The organism is Paenibacillus sp. PvR133 (assembly GCF_017833155.1).
Taxonomy (GTDB): Bacteria; Bacillota; Bacilli; order Paenibacillales; family Paenibacillaceae; genus Paenibacillus; species Paenibacillus polymyxa_B.
The window spans coordinates 4370093-4387713 of sequence record NZ_JAFIBS010000001.1 but is presented as its reverse complement, the minus strand read 5'-3'; the positions used below and the strand labels follow the sequence as shown (position 1 = coordinate 4387713).

Here is a 17621-nt window from a genome sequence, read left to right as displayed (position 1 = left end):
AGATCTAACATAGCCTATAGGATGAAGCAAAAAGGCTCTCCCGCATGAAGCGGTGAGAGCCTTTTTGCCGTGTTAGATCGCCCAATTTCCTTTACGGAAGATAGGTTCCTCAGTACCGTCCTCGGTAACGCCGTTGATGTCCATTTCACCTGAACCGATCATAAAGTCGACGTGTGTCAGGCTGGAATTCAGGCCGTTGGCAGCCAACTGCTCTTGAGTCATATCCTTGCCGCCTTTAAGGTTAAATGCATAGGCATTACCGATGGCCAAATGGTTAGAGGCATTTTCATCAAACAACGTATTATAAAATAAAATATTTTTATCAGAGATAGGTGACTTATGAGGTACGAGAGCAACCTCACCCAGATAGTGTGAACCTTCATCCATTTCTACGAGATGCTGAAGAGTTTCCAAACCGGTCTCCGCCTGTACATCGACAATACGTCCATTTTCAAAAGTCAATGAAAAGTTGTCGATGATATTTCCGCTGTAGCTAAGTGGCTTGGTGCTGCTGACCTTACCGTTCACTCCCGTTTTGAGCGGAGCTGTAAACACTTCCTCAGTAGGCATATTGGCTACAAAAGTATGTCCCTGTTGGTTGACGCTTTCGGCTGCTACCCACAGATGATCTTTTGCCAATTCGATGGTGAGGTCTGTGCCTGGAGCCAGATAATGCAGCTTTTTATAGCGTTTGGCATTTAAAATATCAGATTTGCTGGAAAGGGTTTTCAAATGCTCTTTCCACGCCTCCACGGGGTTATCCAAATCCACACGCACGGTGCTGAAAATGGCATCCCACAGTTTATCCATTTGCTCTGAAGCTGGCAGATCAGGGAATACTTTGGCAGCCCATTCTGCTGAAGGATAAGCAATCAGAGACCAACTGAATTTGTCGGCCATTTGATATTCGCGGTATTGACGTAATTCATGTGAACGCACGCGCTGGGCAGCAGTAATTCGGCTGGACGGAATCCCTTTAAGCAAATCCGGATTTTCTGCAATGACATGCAGTACAGCTGCGCCATTTTCGACCTCTTCAGTCATTTCGGCTGCGTACCATTTGGGAGCAATATTAAAAGTTTCATCAGGAGCTAGTTCATACTGTAATCGAGTAATGGTCTCATCACTCCATTTTACTGTAACCAGCTTGGCTCCGGCAGTATACGCTGATTTGACGATAAGTCTCACGAGTTCGGCGGACAAGATTGGCGCATGAACGATGAGTGTCTGCCCAGGATGTACATTGGCGCCGACCCGAACGGCTAACTCGGCATATTTTTGCAATTTTTGTTGAAAATCTGACATGTAACTTTCCTCCATTTCACGAAAAGCCTTAAACAAGGCTTGGGTAACTTGCACAGTTTTTTTGCAAATTCCACATATAGCTTATATATTGTACAATGTAACGAAAAGGTTCACAAATCAGTTTTGGTACTATTTAGTGAAAATGAAAGGGCGGATAGATGAATGACAGAGCAAAATTCACCTCAGGAAGTGAAAGAAGTACATATTCAACAGGCACAAATGACAAGAGATGAGAATGGTGCTTATCTGGGCCAAGTGGTATTTGGAGTAGACGGACAGAGTTCTGTATATGAAATCACATTCCACAGTAAAAGGGGAAAGGAATGGGATTACAGTCTCCATTTTGCGGGAGAGCCACGGGTGGAGGAAGAGATGCTGCAAATGGATAGCTGGATTGAAGAGAATGATGATTTGTTCGACTATTTGCTAGATACGGCATGGAGTAAATTACCCGAGTAATGTAAACATGGTCTATTTTCGTGACAAGCGGATTATATTTAGCAGTGTCCGCATAATCTGCTGACATGGGGGAAGCCTAAAGGTCGATATTAACAGGAAATTCCATGTGAATAGGAGGGTGAAGCTTTGGCAAATCATCTGTTCACCGAAGGAATGACGGCAAATGAAGAGGCTGCTCCCGATCTCCTGAGCTTACGGACGCTGTTTGTAAATATGTGTTTTATTGGAGAGCCGGGAAGCCGCTCCTGGGTGCTGGTGGATACGGGGATGACAGGATTTACAGACTCGATTATACGCCTGGCAGAGGAACGGTTCGCTGGCCCTCCAATCGCTATTGTGCTTACACATGGTCATTTTGATCATGTAGGTTCGGTTATTGAGTTGGTACAGCATTGGGGTACACCTGTTTATGCACATCCTTTGGAATTACCTTATTTGACGGGAATGAAGGATTATCAAAAACCTGACCCTAGTGTAGGGGGAGGTTTAATGTCGGGCATTTCCTTCTTATACCCCAATGATGCTATAGATCTCGATGATCGCATCACATCCCTGCCCCAAGATGGCAGTGTCCCCGGTGCCCCTGGTTGGAAGTGGCTGCATACGCCAGGACATACGCCTGGTCATGTATCGCTTTTTCATGAGCGAAGAAGGTTAATAGTGGCCGGTGATGCTTTTATTACGGTGAAACAGGAATCGGCACTGGCCGTTATTTTACAGGAAAAAGAAATACATGGGCCTCCTGCGTATTTTACAACAGATTGGCAAGCTGCGCAGCGTTCGGTGGAAATGCTGGCCAAGTTAAAGCCTGAGATTGCAGTTACAGGACATGGCCATTACATGCGTGGTGCTGAGCTGACAGATCAGCTGGAGCGACTGGCGGGAGATTTTGAGCACATGGCTATACCCAAACAGGGCCGTTATGTGTAGTGATGTGTGAAGGACGATGCCTTGCGGGGCATCGTTTTTTGTGTGGACGTGGAATTTTTTTGCTCAGCATGGTATAGTCAAGCCAAAAGCTAAACGCTTTCATTAAACATCGTCATTTCATCAAGGAGGATTTTTTGATGACACAACAACATGCTGCAATTGGTGATCTTTATTATGGAATACCGGCGATTCGTCTTAAATTTGGACGATATGAAGCGGTTGCCCTGCCGGGAAACGGCGCAAATCTGATTTCTTTTCGTGACAATGAAACGGGATATTCTTTTCTGCGTGAGCCAGATGCTGAGAGCATAGAGGCTTTTAAGCAAAGCCCGTCCGTTTACGGAATTCCTTTCCTGTTCCCTCCGAATCGGTATGAGGATGGAAAATTCCTGTGGAATGGTGTTACATATGAGCTGCCGATAAATGAAGAGGCGACCCACAACCATCTGCACGGCTTTTTACACACTGTTCGGTGGGAGGTTGAGGACTACGGTTCCGGGGAGCAAGGTAGCTATGTGGTAATGAATCAGCATGTAAGGGAAGGACATCCCATGTTCCGCTATTTACCCTTCACCTTTACCATGAAGTTAACGTACAGCCTGGACGAATTTGGCCTGCATCAGCGTTATGTGATCCATAACGAGGGCGATCAACCGATCCCCAACTTATTTGCCTTTCACACAGCGATTCGCGTTCCGTTCGTACCCGATAGCTCGCCTGAGGATTACAAGATTAAGGTCACAATCGGTGAGCGTCGTGAGCTGACGGAACGGTTGTTGGCCACAGGTCAGTTCCAGCCTTTATCTCCGGAAGAGGAACTGCTGAAAACGACGGGAGTTAGTCCTTATTTTGCCTCTATGGATAATCATTACACGGCAGCTCCGCAAAATGGACGCAACTACATGGAACTGACACACAGTAAGACAGGTGCTACCCTCGTATACGATGTAGGCACAGCTTATAAGCATTGGATGATCTGGAATAACAAAGCGAACAAGGAATTCATCTGTCCTGAGCCGCAAATGAACATGATCAATGCACCGAATCGTCCGGACCTGCCAGCAGAGGAGATCGGATTGATTGCACTGGCTCCAGGCCATATTTTTGAAGCAACCAGCCGTTTGTATTGTATAACACCTAATAAATCGAAATCCTAACATTTAAATTTATCCTTATAGGCCTGTATCGTGTCCAACGGTGCAGGCTTTATTTGGGTATGTAAGCATAGGTAAGGACCAATGGGGAAGGAGGACGAAAAAGGTTGCAGAATGACAAGCAGTCGTAGTATGATACGAAACAGGAGATGATCAGATGAATTTTCCTTTTCAAGCCGTCAAACGCAAGCAAATCGCCGATGAAGTGGCTGAACAGCTGCAACGAAAAATTGCTGCTGGTGAATGGAATGTGGGCACAAAGATTCCAACCGAGCCTGAGCTCATGAAGCTATTCGGAGTTGGGCGATCTACAGTACGTGAAGCGGTTAGCGTTCTGGTACATGCCGGTCTATTAGAGAAAAAGCAAGGACACGGAACTTTTGTCTGCCAACCGACAACTTCTCAAGAGCCATTGGATTACCGTCTAAGCCGTGCTGAAATTATTGAGGTTTATGAAGTGCGGAGTGTGTTGGAACTAGAGATTGCCAGATTGGCTGCATTACGTCGTAATGACGAGGATTTACACTTAATGCGTGCGGCGCTGGACCGTCGTGCTGCAACTTTGGCCGCTGGAGATTTGTCTGGGTACTTAGATGCGGATATCACTTTTCACTTGGCTGTTGCCGGAGCTACACGCAATAAGGTGCTTACAGACGTATATGGCAGCTTTGTAGAGGCCATTCGCAAGGCGTTGAACAATCTCATTACCGATCCAGCGATGCAAAATCATTTTACTTTGCAACATGAAAAAATATATGAAGCAATCCGGGATCAGGATGGCAAGGCTGCCGAACTTTATAGCATTCAGCATTTGGACGGCACCAAGCTGGAGCTGCAAAAGCATATGGGAAGTTTATAATTTTTTTATACTTAAACATCAGATGATCAGATGAATATGATGATCTTTGAGCCTTTTACTTGAGCATCTCCTAAAATCAAACCAAAGGTGGTATCTGTATGCGCAAAATATGGGTGTTGGACACAACGTTAAGAGATGGAGAGCAATCACCAGGAGTTAGCTTAACCAGCACAGAAAAGGTGGAAATTGCTCTTCAGCTGCAAAAATTAGGCGTAGATCGGATTGAGACTGGCTTTCCAGCAACCTCGCCTGGTGAGATTATCAGCATGCAGGAGATTGCCAAACAGGTTACCCAAGCAACACTGGTTGGTTTTGCACGCTCGAAGGAACAGGATATTGATGCAGTCAGAGAGGCGCTACAAGGAGCTGAGGATGCCTGTCTTCATTTGTTCCTGGCTACCTCGCCCATTCACCGCCAACATAAGCTGCGAATGGATAAAGCGAAAGTATTAGAGACCGCTGCAGCTGCCATTCGTTATGGACGCAAGTATTTCAGCAAGGTAGAATTTTCAGCAGAGGACGCCAGTCGTACCGAGCTGGACTTTATTTGTGAGGTCGTGGATATGGCGATTCGTGCTGGAGCGACAGTCGTCAATTTACCGGATACGGTGGGATATGCCTCGCCGGACCAGTTCGGTGAAATGTTTAGAATTGTAAAACAACAAGTGCCCGGTATCGAAAAAATACAACTTAGCACACATTGTCATGATGATCTTGGTATGGCAACAGCTAACACGCTGGCGGCTATCCGTAATGGTGTAGACCAATTTGAAGGTACCATCAATGGCATCGGTGAGCGAGCCGGAAATACACCTATCGAGGAAGTTGCACTGGCCCTTGACACTAGAACCGAGCTCTATGGTGCACAAACGAGTCTGGTTTTGGAGGAGCTGTATGCCACCAGTCGCCTGGTGAGCAAACGTACGGGGATGTCGGTACCGGGAAACAAGGCCATTGTTGGAGCCAATGCGTTTGCGCACGAGTCTGGTATACATCAGGACGGAATGCTTAAAGAGCGTACAACGTATGAGATCGTGTCCCCTGAGCGTATTGGTCTGAAGACAAGTAAACTTGTATTGGGCAAGCACTCGGGTAGACATGCATTTAAAGAAAAACTGGCGGACATGGGGTTTGAAGCTTTGACGGAGGAACAGCTGCAAGAGGCGTTCCGCAAATTCAAGGCCTTGACGGATAAGAAAAAACAGGTGTTGGATGAAGACTTGCTCGTCCTGATGGATGAAAGCCGCAATGCCTCGCCTCAAATGTACACACTGGATTCCATTCAGGTGTCCTATGGCAATCAGTCGGTTCCAGTCGCATCCATTCGGTTGAGTAAACAAGATGGGACAGCAATTGATGAAGTAGCAATGGGTAACGGTTCTGTAGATGCGATTTTCCATGCTATAGACAAGGCCAGTGGTGAAGAAGAGGTGGAGTTGGAGGATTATTCGATCCAATCTGTAACATATGGCAAAGATGCGTTGGGGGAAGTACACGCCATTTTGAGGCAAGGTGAGTACACAGCACTGGGAAGAGGCACAAGTACTGATATTTTGGAAGCTAGCGCCAAAGCTTACATCGATGCGCTGAACAAGCTACTGAGTAGAAAAGAAGTCCATGGCAAAAGAAATATCACCATTAGCTGAACTTAGTGACCCAGGATAGTAGCCGAAATCTCCTTTTGCCTCCTCTGGCCTCATCGTAAAAAAGCGCTTGCAAAATAAATGATAACATTTGAAATTTAATGTATAATAGGCAAGAGAGATCACCATATTTTGTCTGAATTACATAGGCCAAGAGGAGGAAATGAGTTGAACTACCGCATCGAAAAGGATACGTTGGGCGAAATCAAAGTACCGGCAGACCGTCTGTGGGGAGCGCAAACACAGCGCAGTAAGGAAAATTTCCCGATTGGTTCGGAGAAAATGCCATTAGAGGTCATACAGGCGTTCGCGGTGCTTAAAAAGAGCGCGGCGATCAGTAACTATAAGCTGGGTAAGCTATCACAGGAGAAGCAGGATGCCATTATTTATGCAGCAGATGAAATTCTCGCAGGGCGAGTTGATGACCATTTCCCATTGGTTGTATGGCAGACAGGGAGCGGTACGCAGTCCAATATGAATGTGAATGAAGTGATTGCTCATCTGGGAAGCCAATGGTTACAAGAGCAGGGAAAAGATACGAAGCTGCATCCCAATGACGATGTGAACATGTCGCAAAGCTCAAACGATACGTTTCCTACAGCGCTTCATGTAGCGGGTGTCATTGCAGTGGAGGATCGTTTGTTGCCTGCCATCGATAAGCTGAAAGAGACTTTTCAACAGAAGTCAGAGCAATTCAAGGATATTATAAAAATTGGACGAACCCATTTACAAGATGCGACACCGCTTACGCTGGGCCAGGAAATAAGCGGCTGGTATGCCATGCTGGACAAGAGCAAGCGAATTATCATCGACACGGTTCAATACATGAAGGAGCTGGCGATTGGCGGTACAGCGGTGGGGACAGGAATTAATGCTCATCCAGAGTTTGGCTCCCGAACCTCTGCGGAAATTTCCAGTTTCACTGGCAAAACGTTCACTTCCGCACCCAATAAATTTCATGCATTGACCAGCCACGATGAAGTGGTGGCCGTACATGGAGCAGTCAAAGCGCTCGCTGCCGATTTGATGAAAATCGCCAATGATGTTCGCTGGCTGGCGAGTGGTCCGCGTAGCGGTTTGGGGGAAATTACGATCCCTGCTAACGAGCCAGGTAGCTCTATCATGCCCGGTAAGGTGAATCCGACCCAGAGCGAAGCACTGACGATGGTCGTTACTCAAGTAATGGGTAATGATGCAGCTATCGGCTTTGCTGCGAGTCAGGGTAATTTTGAACTGAACGTGTTTAAGCCAGTAATCATCTACAATTTTTTGCAGTCTGTTCATCTGCTGGCCGATTCCATGATTGCTTTTAATGACAACTGTGCGATCGGCATTGAGCCTGATCTCGTTAAAATTGAGCACAATTTGAATAATTCGCTGATGCTGGTGACGGCATTGAATCCACATATCGGATATGAAAATGCCGCTAAAATCGCCAAACTTGCACATGCAGAAGGACTGTCTTTAAAAGAAGCGGCACTCCGCAGCGGACTGTTGACTGAAGAACAGTTCGATCAATATGTTGTACCTGCGCATATGATTCATCCTAAAGCCTAAAGCACGACGATTGTCTCTGCTTAAGCCTTATAAAAAATATACAAACCAGCTCATCGAGTGCGATTTAGCACAGACCATGAGCTGGATTTTTTGTTTTCTCATATATTTTTTTACTTAAGATTAGTATTCTGTGTGATTTGAGGGTATATAGATAGAAGGCGAAAAATTGAACATCCATTTTCAAGATAGGAGAAGCGTATGGAACAGACAACCCTTATAAATTTGATTGTGCTTTTGCTGTCCAGCTTGCTGCTGGTCGGTGTGCTGACTACCAAATTTTCCAGCCGTTTCGGTATGCCTGCGCTTGTTTTGTTTATTGCCGTAGGTATGGTGCTTAGTCAGTTTATTTATTTTGATAATGCCTTTATCACACAGTTGGTGGGCATTCTCGCGCTCATTGTAATCTTGTTTGAAGGCGGGATGCAGACAAAGTTTGCAGACGTTAAGCCAGTTATTCGACCTGCGTTATCATTATCAACGTTAGGGGTCATCATTACGACCGTAGTCATTGGCGTATGCGCCAAGTTTATTTTAGGCGTAAGCTGGATGGAATCCATGCTGTTTGGCGCTATTGTCGGATCGACGGATGCGGCAGCCGTGTTTTCCGTTCTAGGAGGTAAAAACATCAAAAAACGAATTACCTCGACGCTCGAAGCGGAATCCGGCAGTAATGACCCGATGGCTGTATTTCTCACGGTAACATTGATTGAGCTGATACATCACCCTGAGCAATCCATTTGGATACATATCTTGTTGTTTTTATGGGAAATGGGTTTTGGTTTAGTCGTTGGTTTTGTACTTGGACGTATAGGTGTATATGCGATTAATAAAATGAATTTTGATTCATCCGGTTTGTATCCTGTAATGGCGCTGGCATTTGCAGTCTTGACGTATGCGGCGGCATCGTTACTGGAGGCAAGCGGATTGCTGGCGGTATATGTCATGGCCATTGTCTTGGGAAATTCCGACTTGACCTACAAACGATCCATTATTCATTTTAACAATGGTTTCGCCTGGATGGTGCAGATTATGATGTTTGTCCTGCTCGGCCTATTGGTCTTTCCTGATCAATTGCTGGGCATTGCGTGGCAAAGCTTGGCGCTCTCCTTCATCCTCATGCTCGTGGCTCGTCCAATAGGCGTGTTCCTAAGCTTGCTTTTTTCCAGGTACTCTGTGCGCGAGAAGACACTGTTATCCTGGGCAGGACTGCGGGGGGCGGTACCTATTGTACTAGCAACCTATCCTTTACTGGATGAGATGGATGTAGGACCCTTGTTTTTTAATGTTGTATTTTTCGTCGTGCTCACCTCTGCGATCATTCAAGGTACAACTATTTCGTGGCTAGCGGTGAAGCTTGGCTTGATGGACCCTAACGAGACGTCATCTCCTTCATTGCTGGAATTAGTTTCTCTGGGGAAAACCACTTCGGAAATCAACCACATTCAGGTACAAAAAGGGATGTCGATAGCGGGCAAAGCGATTCAGGATATACAGTTGCCTGAAGATATTTTATTCACAGCCATAATTCGGAACGAGCAAATTATTGCCCCGAGAGGCACGACGGTGATTGAACCTGGCGATACATTGTATGTGCTTAGTCCCAAACTCAAGCGTCAGCAGATGAAAGAACTGTTCATGCTACTCGAACCAGAGGCTGCTCCGTAAAAAGCGTAGGGTACTCTTAATTACAGTCCTTCACATTCATGTGGAGGACTTTTTCCTGTATTTTTTTCAGAGTGGATGAATCTGTTAAAAAATTGACACTATCATTCTACAAAATTAGTTTATGATATTGTCGTTAGATGTCGCTGCCTATCGTTACGGATCATTTGATGGGCAATAGTGATGAATAAGATAGAAGTCACCAATAACAGGAGAGATGATGAATGAAACCGGAAGTCTTGCCACAGCGTGCAGCAGCTCGCAGGCAGAAAAATAGAAAAAAGAAACGAAAAGGAAAATTCGGTCGCTTTATACTGCGACTTTTTATTGTATTCCTGTTAGCAGGAATAGGGGGTGGTGCGTGGTTGTTCCTAACGTCATCTGGCAAGGACATGCGCTATTTGGCTGCCGATACGCTGATCACGACCCAACATCGTCACTGGGCGAAGTACTTTATCGGTGAAGCAGAGGCGAAAAAACGTGTGGCTGAATATTCGGCCCGTTTTGAAGCGATGGGTGAGGAGAAGGACAGACATACAATCAATCTACCTGATCTGATACCGACCAAAGTACAACAAACGCCGCTGGTTGAAGTGGAAGAGGTATCGGGCCGTAACTATCATGGCTATGTTATGACGGTGCATGACCCCACTAAAATCCGGCTCGGGGTTCCTTCCAAGGTCGGCCGAGGAGAAAGGGTATCTAGTATGGTCGAGCGTTTAGGGGCTGTTGCTGGCGTAAATGGCGGTGGCTTTGCCGATCCCAACTGGAATGGGAATGGTTTTAAACCGATTGGCGTTGTCATTTCCCAGGGTGAGATATACTACAATGATATGGGTAAAAATGCCTCTGTTCAAATCGTAGGTATTGATAAACAGGGAAAAATGATAGCCGGTCACTATTCGTTGTCCGAGTTGTCCAAAATGAATGTGCAAGAAGCGGTTACTTTTCAACCACGCCTAATCGTGAATGGGAAAGGTCTGATTCGCAATGCAAGCGAGGGGTGGGGAATTGCTCCTCGTACCGCAATGGGGCAAAGAGCAGACGGGGCCATTATATTCGTGACCATCGACGGTCGTCAGCCTGGGTACAGTATTGGTGCCAACTTGTATGATATGCAAAATATTTTGCTTAAACACGGAGCGGTTATCGGTGCTAATCTGGATGGAGGTTCTTCAACGGTGCTAGTCAAGGATAATGCCATTGTGAACAAGCCTTCTTCTGAATACGGAGAGCGGTATTTGCCGACTGCGTTTCTCGTATTTGAGCATCCAGAGACTGTTAGTATCCCGAACATATGGGAAGGTCTGAATCCTGGAGACATTGACGCAGCCAAAAAGAGATAGATCAGGAATGAACAAGTTCATTAAGTGAACGGAGACTGATGACCAGCCAGAGATTCATGGTAAATTAAAAGAAGAAATATACGAGGGAGATCTGGCGACAGCACGCGAAGCGCTAATCCGTTTAGACAGCAGAACAGTCCATCCTTATATAGAAGCACATAATCCTAACACTGAGCTTCTGTCCAGTGTCTATATGTTCCCTCAAGGCGAAGCATTGCGCTATTTTACAGTGGGGATGTGCTGAGTCTAGTTGAAGTGAAGGACGGTTTTCCAGTTGTCACCTATCAAGGGTATGTGGGTGCTCCCTTTGATAAAACATTTACAATGGAATACGATCCGCTGGAGCGTTTTTTGGTGAATAAAGCCAAAAATCAGTGGGGAACTTATCCGAAAATAAATAAGCCCCTGATCTACAAGTTTACTACAGGATGGGGAGACAGCAGTACTACTTTCTATGGGCGTATTACTACGCTAAATAAAGAAGAACTGCTGGGTACTACGGGTGATCCCGTAACTGGACTCCCGGCTAATACCAAACAAATTATGAAAACCTTCAAGCTGCCGTGGGAATCGCGTACAGATGCCCCAGCAGGCGATGGAATAAGTTAAGAGCAGCAATAGTAAGGAAAATTTAAAAAGCGCGTATCGTTGAAGTAAAGTTGACTTCCCGGTACGCGCTTTTTTTTGATGGAATTTGTACTTTTGTTGCTTCGTGCTTGCTTAAGTATCTATTAGGCGTCATTTTCTGCTTCGAGAAATACGGAAATCAGGATACGGGCGTTGTTTTCACCCACGTTTTTGGCATAATGGGGGATAGCTGCCCTCCAGCTAAAGGAATCTCCTGCTTCCAAAGTAGCTGAATCCTCGCCTTGCTCCACGTATACCGTGCCCTCCAAGATAAAATGAATCTCATCCCCCGCATGAGCATGCTCCTCTTCTGTAGATGAGCCTGGCGGCATGTCCACCAGCATCATTTTAACGTTTCCTTGTCCCCCCAAATGATCAACCTGGAGGTTGTTTTTACCATATAACGTTTTACGACGCTCGTCCTTACGAATCACTTGCATCCGTTCCTCTTCTTTGAGAAGCAGAAAAGCAAGGGGAACCTTAAGCGCATTTGCGATACTGTCCAATGTTGCGATGGAAGGGGAGGTTTTATTATTTTCTACTTGACTCATAAACCCTTGCGATAGTCCGGTTCGTTCACATATTTGCTGGATGGATAAATTTTTACGTTTACGAGCGGCGCGTATGTTGCATCCTATACCCATAGAGCGTTCCTCCTTTAAGGGAATATAATGTATACTAATTTAATATTTATCATACCAAATAATTTGTTGACAGACTACAGTTTCTTATGATAAATTCACATTACAAAATAATTATTTCTATTACTAATAATTCAAGTTTGATTCACACTAATGTGGTGCGGCAGAGATTCAGACAGTATTATTTTTTCAACCAAATTATTAGTAATATAAATTAATTATTCATATGCACTTGTATGAGTGTAATAAACAAACAGAATGGAGAGATAAACATGAGTTCAGCAAGCAAAAACATTTCTACAATTATGCGGGTGGCGCTGGGAATTTTGTTTTTGGCACACGGAATTGCTAAATTCCAAATGGGGTTGGGTAATGTAGCAGGCTGGTTTTCCAGCATTGGCGTTCCAGGATTTTTAGGTTATGTCGTTGCGGTGATTGAGTTGGTCGGTGGGATTGCATTGATTCTTGGATTGCTCACTCGCTATGTATCTGGGCTTTTGGTTATTGTTTTGATCGGCGCCATTTTTACAGCAAAATTGTCCGGCGGGTTGATGGGGAATGGTCAAGGCGCTGGCTATGAGCTGGATATTGCTTTTATTCTGGTAGCTCTTCATCTGGTATTTGCTCCAACGACTCGATTGTCTCTGGATTCTTTGTTCAGCCGTCGTGAGTCAACCAAACAATAATTTTTGATTAGCTTTAGTCCTCCAATCCATGTAGAAAGAGGGAAAACTCATGACAGCACATATTCATGACAACACCAAAATCGGGCAGGTTTCATTAAAGGTTAGTAACTTGGCGCGTTCTATTCAATTTTATACAGAGGTCGTTGGCTTTCAGCTGCTGCGTCAAACGGCGGATACCGCTGAATTGACTGTCGATGGGAAGCATGCGCTACTGATCCTTAACTATATTGAAAATGCAGTTATTCTGCCGCGTCAATCTGCTGCCGGGTTATATCACTTTGCTATTCTTCTCCCAAACCGTATAGCTCTGGGCCTGTCTTTACGTAATCTGCTGGCTCATGAGATTGAAATCGGACAGGGAGACCATGATGTAAGTGAAGCTCTATATATCCATGACCCTGATAATAACGGAATCGAAATCTATGCAGATCGTCCCCGTGATCAGTGGAAAAAGGATGCAAATGGATTTTACATGATGGGAACAGATCCCGTGGATGCAGAAGACTTGGTTGCGATTTCCGAAAATCTACCTTGGCAGGGACTACCGCAGGGAACGGTAATCGGGCACGTCCACTTCCATGTGTCTAATTTGCTCAAAGCACAGCAATTTTATTGCGATGTGCTTGGCTTTGACATTACGTGCCGGTATGGCTCTTCAGCCTTGTTCGTTTCCGCAGGTGGTTACCACCACCATATGGGCTTGAATATATGGGCAGGTGAAGGAGCACCACCAGCTCCTGAGCACGCTGCAGGATTGGATTATTTTGAATTGATCGTACCGGATCAGAAGGAACTGGATGCCATTGTCGCTCGTTTAGAGGCAGCAGGCTATGGAATGCAAGAACGCGATGGCGCCAAGTATGTAGCTGATCCGTTCCGCATTCAAATTAAACTGATTAACGGTCAAATCTCGTAACATAGAAGACACGCAACAAAAAAGGGTATTCCTATGAGCCGTAAAGGCTGGGAATACCCTTTTTTCCGTATACTTAGAACAAGCTCCAGTCCAAATCCCGAGACATCTTCTCCAGCAAGTGTACACCGGCTGTACTGTTGCCCATACGGTTCAGAGAAGGTCCAACCAGTCCAATGCCATATCGTCCGGGTACCATCGTCATAATACTGCCTGATACGCCGCTTTTGGCAGGTAGTCCGACTTGAATGGCGAATTCCCCTGAAGCGTCATACATGCCGCATGTCGTCATAAATGTTTTGGCGATCTGTACATAGCGGCGGGGAATCAGCGGTATACCTGTCACCGGATCACGGCCGTTGTAAGCTAGTACAAGTCCCATACGTGCTAAATCTGTACAGTTCAATTTGACAGCACAATGTCTGAAATAAACTTCAAGCACATCCTCCACATGACCTCTTAAAATTCCTTTTTCCATTAGAAAATAAGCAAGGGAACGGTTCAAATGGCCTGTGGCAGATTCTGAATCGTAGACATCCTGATCATATTCCAATGTGTCATTGTGGGTAAGCAGACGGAAAAATTGGAGAACACGGGCAAACTTCTCTTCTGGGCTGTTCCCGCGAATCAGAGAGGAGACTGCGATCGCTCCGGCGTTAATCAGTGGGTTAAACGGAATACCCGGCTCGACCAGTTCTAGCTTTAGCATGGAATTAAAACGGTCTCCGGTAGGCTCCATACCCACCTTAGAGAAGACAACGTCCTCTCCATTATCCATCAAGGCCAGAATGAGCGTAAATACCTTTGAAATACTTTGCATCGTAAATTGGATTTCCGTATCCCCGGCTACCACGGTTTCACCCACACCGTTCATTACAACAACACCAAGCGCGTCGGCTGGTGCTTTGGACAGTTCGGGAATATATGCTGCTACCTTGCCATGAATATACTCATGACGGCTTTGTTCTACCCATTCCGGCAGTTTGGTCTGTAATCTCTGCCACTCCGATGTCATTTCTTTTCCTCCAGTCAAGTAAGCAATCTGTGGTATTTTATTGTAGAGTAAGAAGTGATAGCTATACGCCTATTCTAAAGATATTTCTGGTCGAAAGACAAGTTTGAATTGAATTAGATAAAAGGAGGCAGTGACTTGTTGTTATCTCATAATGAACCGAATTTTGATGAAGACTACGATGAGGTTATTAAGGGTCGAAGACTTAGAGGTTTTGTACATAGTGTACTGGAGCAGGTTGCAGCCTTATCAGACAAAAATCCTGAATGGGCTAATCCTATATTAGAGCAGTGGGCAAATGATGTGGAAACGAGCCGAAATGAGCGTCTGGAGCATGAGCGCACCCGGGAGAGGCATGTGCATCTATTGTTTTCTCAGTCTGCCGCAGGCTCGATGAAGGGAGGACTTTCAGGTGCAGGATTGCGGCTTGAGAGTATCGTGCTGTCTTTTAATGATCAGTTTTCCATAGGACCATTGTGGAGGCTGGAAACATTAGAAGGACAAGAAAACCGTCACGGCTGGTTGGCTGAACGGATGATGCATTATGAGTTTTTCCATTACGCCAATTGGGAGCACCGTATTGAACAGATGATGGTTACCCTAAGTGAAATTCCAGATGAGAAGTCGATCACGATTTGGTGTGGCTCTAATGCTGACGAGCAGGTCGGATTACGCTTTGTATTATATCTCTTGCGCAAAAGAGCTACACCTATTCGGGTCATTAATGTCACGGATACCTTGGAGCGGGAGCCGGATGATCATTTATATAATGAGAGTCCATTCCCTTTATCCATGGGCGTGGTGCATTCGAAAGAAATCGAACGGTTCATTAAGCGAAGTGAAGATGAACTTTATGTGGTGTGTATGGAAGACCGACGTCGATACGAACGGGAGTGGTTGGAGCTTAGCGAGCAAGATAGTGTCCTGAGATTATGGGACAATGACCGTATTGTCCATGTGCCGGAGGATTATTTGGATCAGGCCTTGCTGGATATGATTAGCAAGATACAGTTAGCGGATAATCTGGGATTTGTGAACACCGGAAAAATAATAGGTCAAGCTTTAACGCAATGGTCGCAGCCAAGAAGCGATACTTTTTTGGAATACCGGATTCAATATTTGATCGCCCATGGCAAACTTGATTTTCAGGGGATGCCGGGAATGATGAATCGTTATGCTGTGAGAATAAAGGAGTAAAGCAAAAAGTGATCAAATAAAAACTGCCGATGGGATCGGCAGTTTAGTTTAAAGACCTTCTGATGTATCAGGTTGATTCATCAGAAGGTTATTTTGCTATGTACTTGGAATCAATAGTAGCTGCTTGAATTCAATGAACTTATGATAGCAGGCAACAGAGCAACAGCCATAATGATATAGATCACGATTACAATAGCGGCCCAAAGAAGGCCTGCTTTAGCATAGTTAGCTTTGCTCGGATTAGTCGAGCCGCTAAATGCCCACACAAACAGCATAATAAGTCCAACTACCGGTATAGCCATCAAAAGTAAACTGATCATCCACTCCTTGAATGATACAGGAGGCGGGTAAACAGGGGCTGGCCTGGATGGTGCTCCTTGCTGATTGTTTTGCGGGTTAAACTGGTTAGTCAATTAGATCTTCTCCCTACGTGTTTAGTATGTTGTATTTCCTATATTGACCAAAACATCATACATGATATGACAATAAGCAACAAGTAAAATTCAGTAAACAGTCTAATAGTACTATCAAACGATTGAAAATAGGTCTATACACCCTATTGACGAAGCACTTTTTATATATTATTGTATTGATATTAACATTTTGTTTTTATCAATTGATTCAAATTAAAAATCACAGAAAGCATTCGTCACTTTTGAATCAAAAGCGACGAATGACCCATATATGAACAGGTAGGTGACGCAAGTGACAGATGGATCGAAACATAATCACAGTGGCTTGACGGAAGAGGAGTTCTTGGCCGCTTATGATGCGAAGGAATATGAGCGCCCATCCGTAACGGTAGATATGCTGCTATTTACGGTAATGGATCAGCTCCAACAAAATTACCGGAAGCTACCGGAGAAGACCCTCCAGCTTCTTTTGATCCAAAGAGGGGAGCATCCCTATATAGGGCAATGGGCGTTGCCGGGTGGTTTTGTAGGTATAGATGAAAGTCTGGAAGAGGCTGCACGACGCGAGCTTAAAACGGAAACGAATGTGGATCAGATTTATATGGAGCAGCTATATACTTGGGGAGATGTGGCACGTGATCCTCGTATGCGGGTAATTAGCTGCGCTTACATGGCATTGGTGGACCACGATTCCTTGGAGGTACAGGCGGGGGATGATGCCGCTGATGCCCAATGGTTTGAGCTGGATTACAGCGTAGCTCAGGAGACGCGGACGAATCAGCCGGAAGGTTACACATGGGAACAAGACATTGACATCACATTGAAGCATGGGGACATCCATCTATCAGCCAAAGTAAAAATAACTGAAATTCTTAAGGGAAGAACCATTGAAATCAAGCGAGAGGTGCTGGAGTCACAAGGAATTGCTTTTGATCATGCCAAAATTATTGCGTACGGTATAGAGCGTCTGCGCAGCAAAATAGAATACACAGATATCGCGTTTCACCTGATGCCAGCTCTATTTACACTGAGTGAGCTTCAGCAGGTGTATGAAATTATTCTAGGTAAGGAGCTGTTGGCCGCAGCTTTTCGTCGCAAAATAGCTGATCTCGTGGAAGAAACCAATGAGTATAGAAAGGCGGCTGGACATCGTCCGTCCAAGTTATACCGATTTAAGCCTCGGTCGCGTTTTATGTAGCATAAGGAATATGAAATGA

The 17621-nt window shown here is 45.2% G+C and carries 17 protein-coding genes; 13 read left to right on the top strand and 4 right to left on the bottom strand.

What is annotated here, in order from left to right:
- Window positions 1–72 precede the first annotated feature (72 nt).
- Entirely contained in the window at window positions 73–1305 is a 1233-nt protein-coding gene (locus JOE49_RS19050) for an aminopeptidase (protein WP_025722749.1), read from the bottom strand.
- Window positions 1306–1467: 162 nt separating this feature from the next.
- On the opposite strand from JOE49_RS19050, the gene JOE49_RS19045 reads away from it, so the two are divergent.
- The 9 genes from JOE49_RS19045 to JOE49_RS19005 all read left to right on the top strand — a co-directional run bounded on the left by JOE49_RS19045 (window position 1468) and on the right by JOE49_RS19005 (window position 11524).
- A complete protein-coding gene (locus JOE49_RS19045) occupies window positions 1468–1764 on the top strand; it encodes a hypothetical protein (RefSeq protein ID WP_023988878.1) in 297 nt (98 codons plus the stop codon).
- A 126-nt stretch (window positions 1765–1890) separates the two neighbouring features.
- Entirely contained in the window at window positions 1891–2694 is an 804-nt protein-coding gene (locus JOE49_RS19040; RefSeq protein WP_209942429.1) for an MBL fold metallo-hydrolase, read from the top strand.
- Between the two features lie 137 nt (window positions 2695–2831).
- Window positions 2832–3851 carry an aldose 1-epimerase gene (locus JOE49_RS19035; protein WP_013310435.1) on the top strand — a complete coding sequence of 340 codons (1020 nt, stop codon included), beginning with the start codon at window positions 2832–2834 and terminating at the stop codon, window positions 3849–3851.
- Window positions 3852–4005: 154 nt separating this feature from the next.
- On the top strand, window positions 4006–4707 hold the full coding sequence (locus tag JOE49_RS19030) for a FadR/GntR family transcriptional regulator (RefSeq protein ID WP_209942428.1): 702 nt from the start codon (window positions 4006–4008) through the stop codon (window positions 4705–4707).
- Window positions 4708–4805: 98 nt separating this feature from the next.
- Window positions 4806–6353 (top strand): 2-isopropylmalate synthase, encoded by a 1548-nt coding sequence (locus JOE49_RS19025; protein WP_209942426.1) that lies wholly within the window; start codon window positions 4806–4808, stop codon window positions 6351–6353.
- Between the two features lie 165 nt (window positions 6354–6518).
- A complete protein-coding gene (fumC, locus tag JOE49_RS19020) occupies window positions 6519–7907 on the top strand; it encodes a class II fumarate hydratase (RefSeq protein ID WP_023988874.1) in 1389 nt (462 codons plus the stop codon).
- A 198-nt stretch (window positions 7908–8105) separates the two neighbouring features.
- Window positions 8106–9572, top strand: a complete 1467-nt coding sequence (locus tag JOE49_RS19015; RefSeq protein WP_023988873.1) for a potassium/proton antiporter — start codon at window positions 8106–8108, stop codon at window positions 9570–9572.
- Window positions 9573–9793: 221 nt separating this feature from the next.
- On the top strand, window positions 9794–10915 hold the full coding sequence (locus JOE49_RS19010; RefSeq protein ID WP_023988872.1) for a phosphodiester glycosidase family protein: 1122 nt from the start codon (window positions 9794–9796) through the stop codon (window positions 10913–10915).
- A 237-nt stretch (window positions 10916–11152) separates the two neighbouring features.
- Window positions 11153–11524, top strand: a complete 372-nt coding sequence (locus JOE49_RS19005) for a hypothetical protein (protein WP_237449160.1) — start codon at window positions 11153–11155, stop codon at window positions 11522–11524.
- Between the two features lie 122 nt (window positions 11525–11646).
- Here the strand turns inward: JOE49_RS19005 and JOE49_RS19000 are convergent, their stop codons facing one another.
- Entirely contained in the window at window positions 11647–12186 is a 540-nt protein-coding gene (locus tag JOE49_RS19000; protein ID WP_023988862.1) for a helix-turn-helix domain-containing protein, read from the bottom strand.
- A 269-nt stretch (window positions 12187–12455) separates the two neighbouring features.
- Between JOE49_RS19000 and JOE49_RS18995 the strand changes: the two genes are divergently transcribed.
- Complete coding sequence (locus JOE49_RS18995; RefSeq protein WP_013310427.1) at window positions 12456–12869, top strand: DoxX family protein; 414 nt, start codon at window positions 12456–12458, stop codon at window positions 12867–12869.
- Between the two features lie 49 nt (window positions 12870–12918).
- A complete protein-coding gene (locus tag JOE49_RS18990) occupies window positions 12919–13785 on the top strand; it encodes a VOC family protein (protein WP_209942424.1) in 867 nt (288 codons plus the stop codon).
- Between the two features lie 73 nt (window positions 13786–13858).
- Here the strand turns inward: JOE49_RS18990 and glsA are convergent, their stop codons facing one another.
- Window positions 13859–14797 (bottom strand): glutaminase A, encoded by a 939-nt coding sequence (gene glsA, locus JOE49_RS18985; RefSeq protein WP_023988860.1) that lies wholly within the window; start codon window positions 14795–14797, stop codon window positions 13859–13861.
- Window positions 14798–14932: 135 nt separating this feature from the next.
- Between glsA and JOE49_RS18980 the strand changes: the two genes are divergently transcribed.
- Window positions 14933–15991 carry a DUF1835 domain-containing protein gene (locus JOE49_RS18980; protein ID WP_028541639.1) on the top strand — a complete coding sequence of 353 codons (1059 nt, stop codon included), beginning with the start codon at window positions 14933–14935 and terminating at the stop codon, window positions 15989–15991.
- 110 nt (window positions 15992–16101) lie between these two features.
- Here JOE49_RS18980 and JOE49_RS18975 read toward each other — a convergent pair whose 3' ends face one another.
- Window positions 16102–16404 (bottom strand): hypothetical protein, encoded by a 303-nt coding sequence (locus tag JOE49_RS18975; protein ID WP_023988858.1) that lies wholly within the window; start codon window positions 16402–16404, stop codon window positions 16102–16104.
- A 292-nt stretch (window positions 16405–16696) separates the two neighbouring features.
- Here JOE49_RS18975 and JOE49_RS18970 point away from each other — a divergent pair, with 292 nt between their 5' ends.
- The gene (locus JOE49_RS18970; RefSeq protein WP_209942422.1) at window positions 16697–17602 is read left to right on the top strand and encodes an NUDIX hydrolase; all 906 of its coding nucleotides are present in this window, start codon (window positions 16697–16699) and stop codon (window positions 17600–17602) included.
- Window positions 17603–17621: the final 19 nt, after the last annotated feature.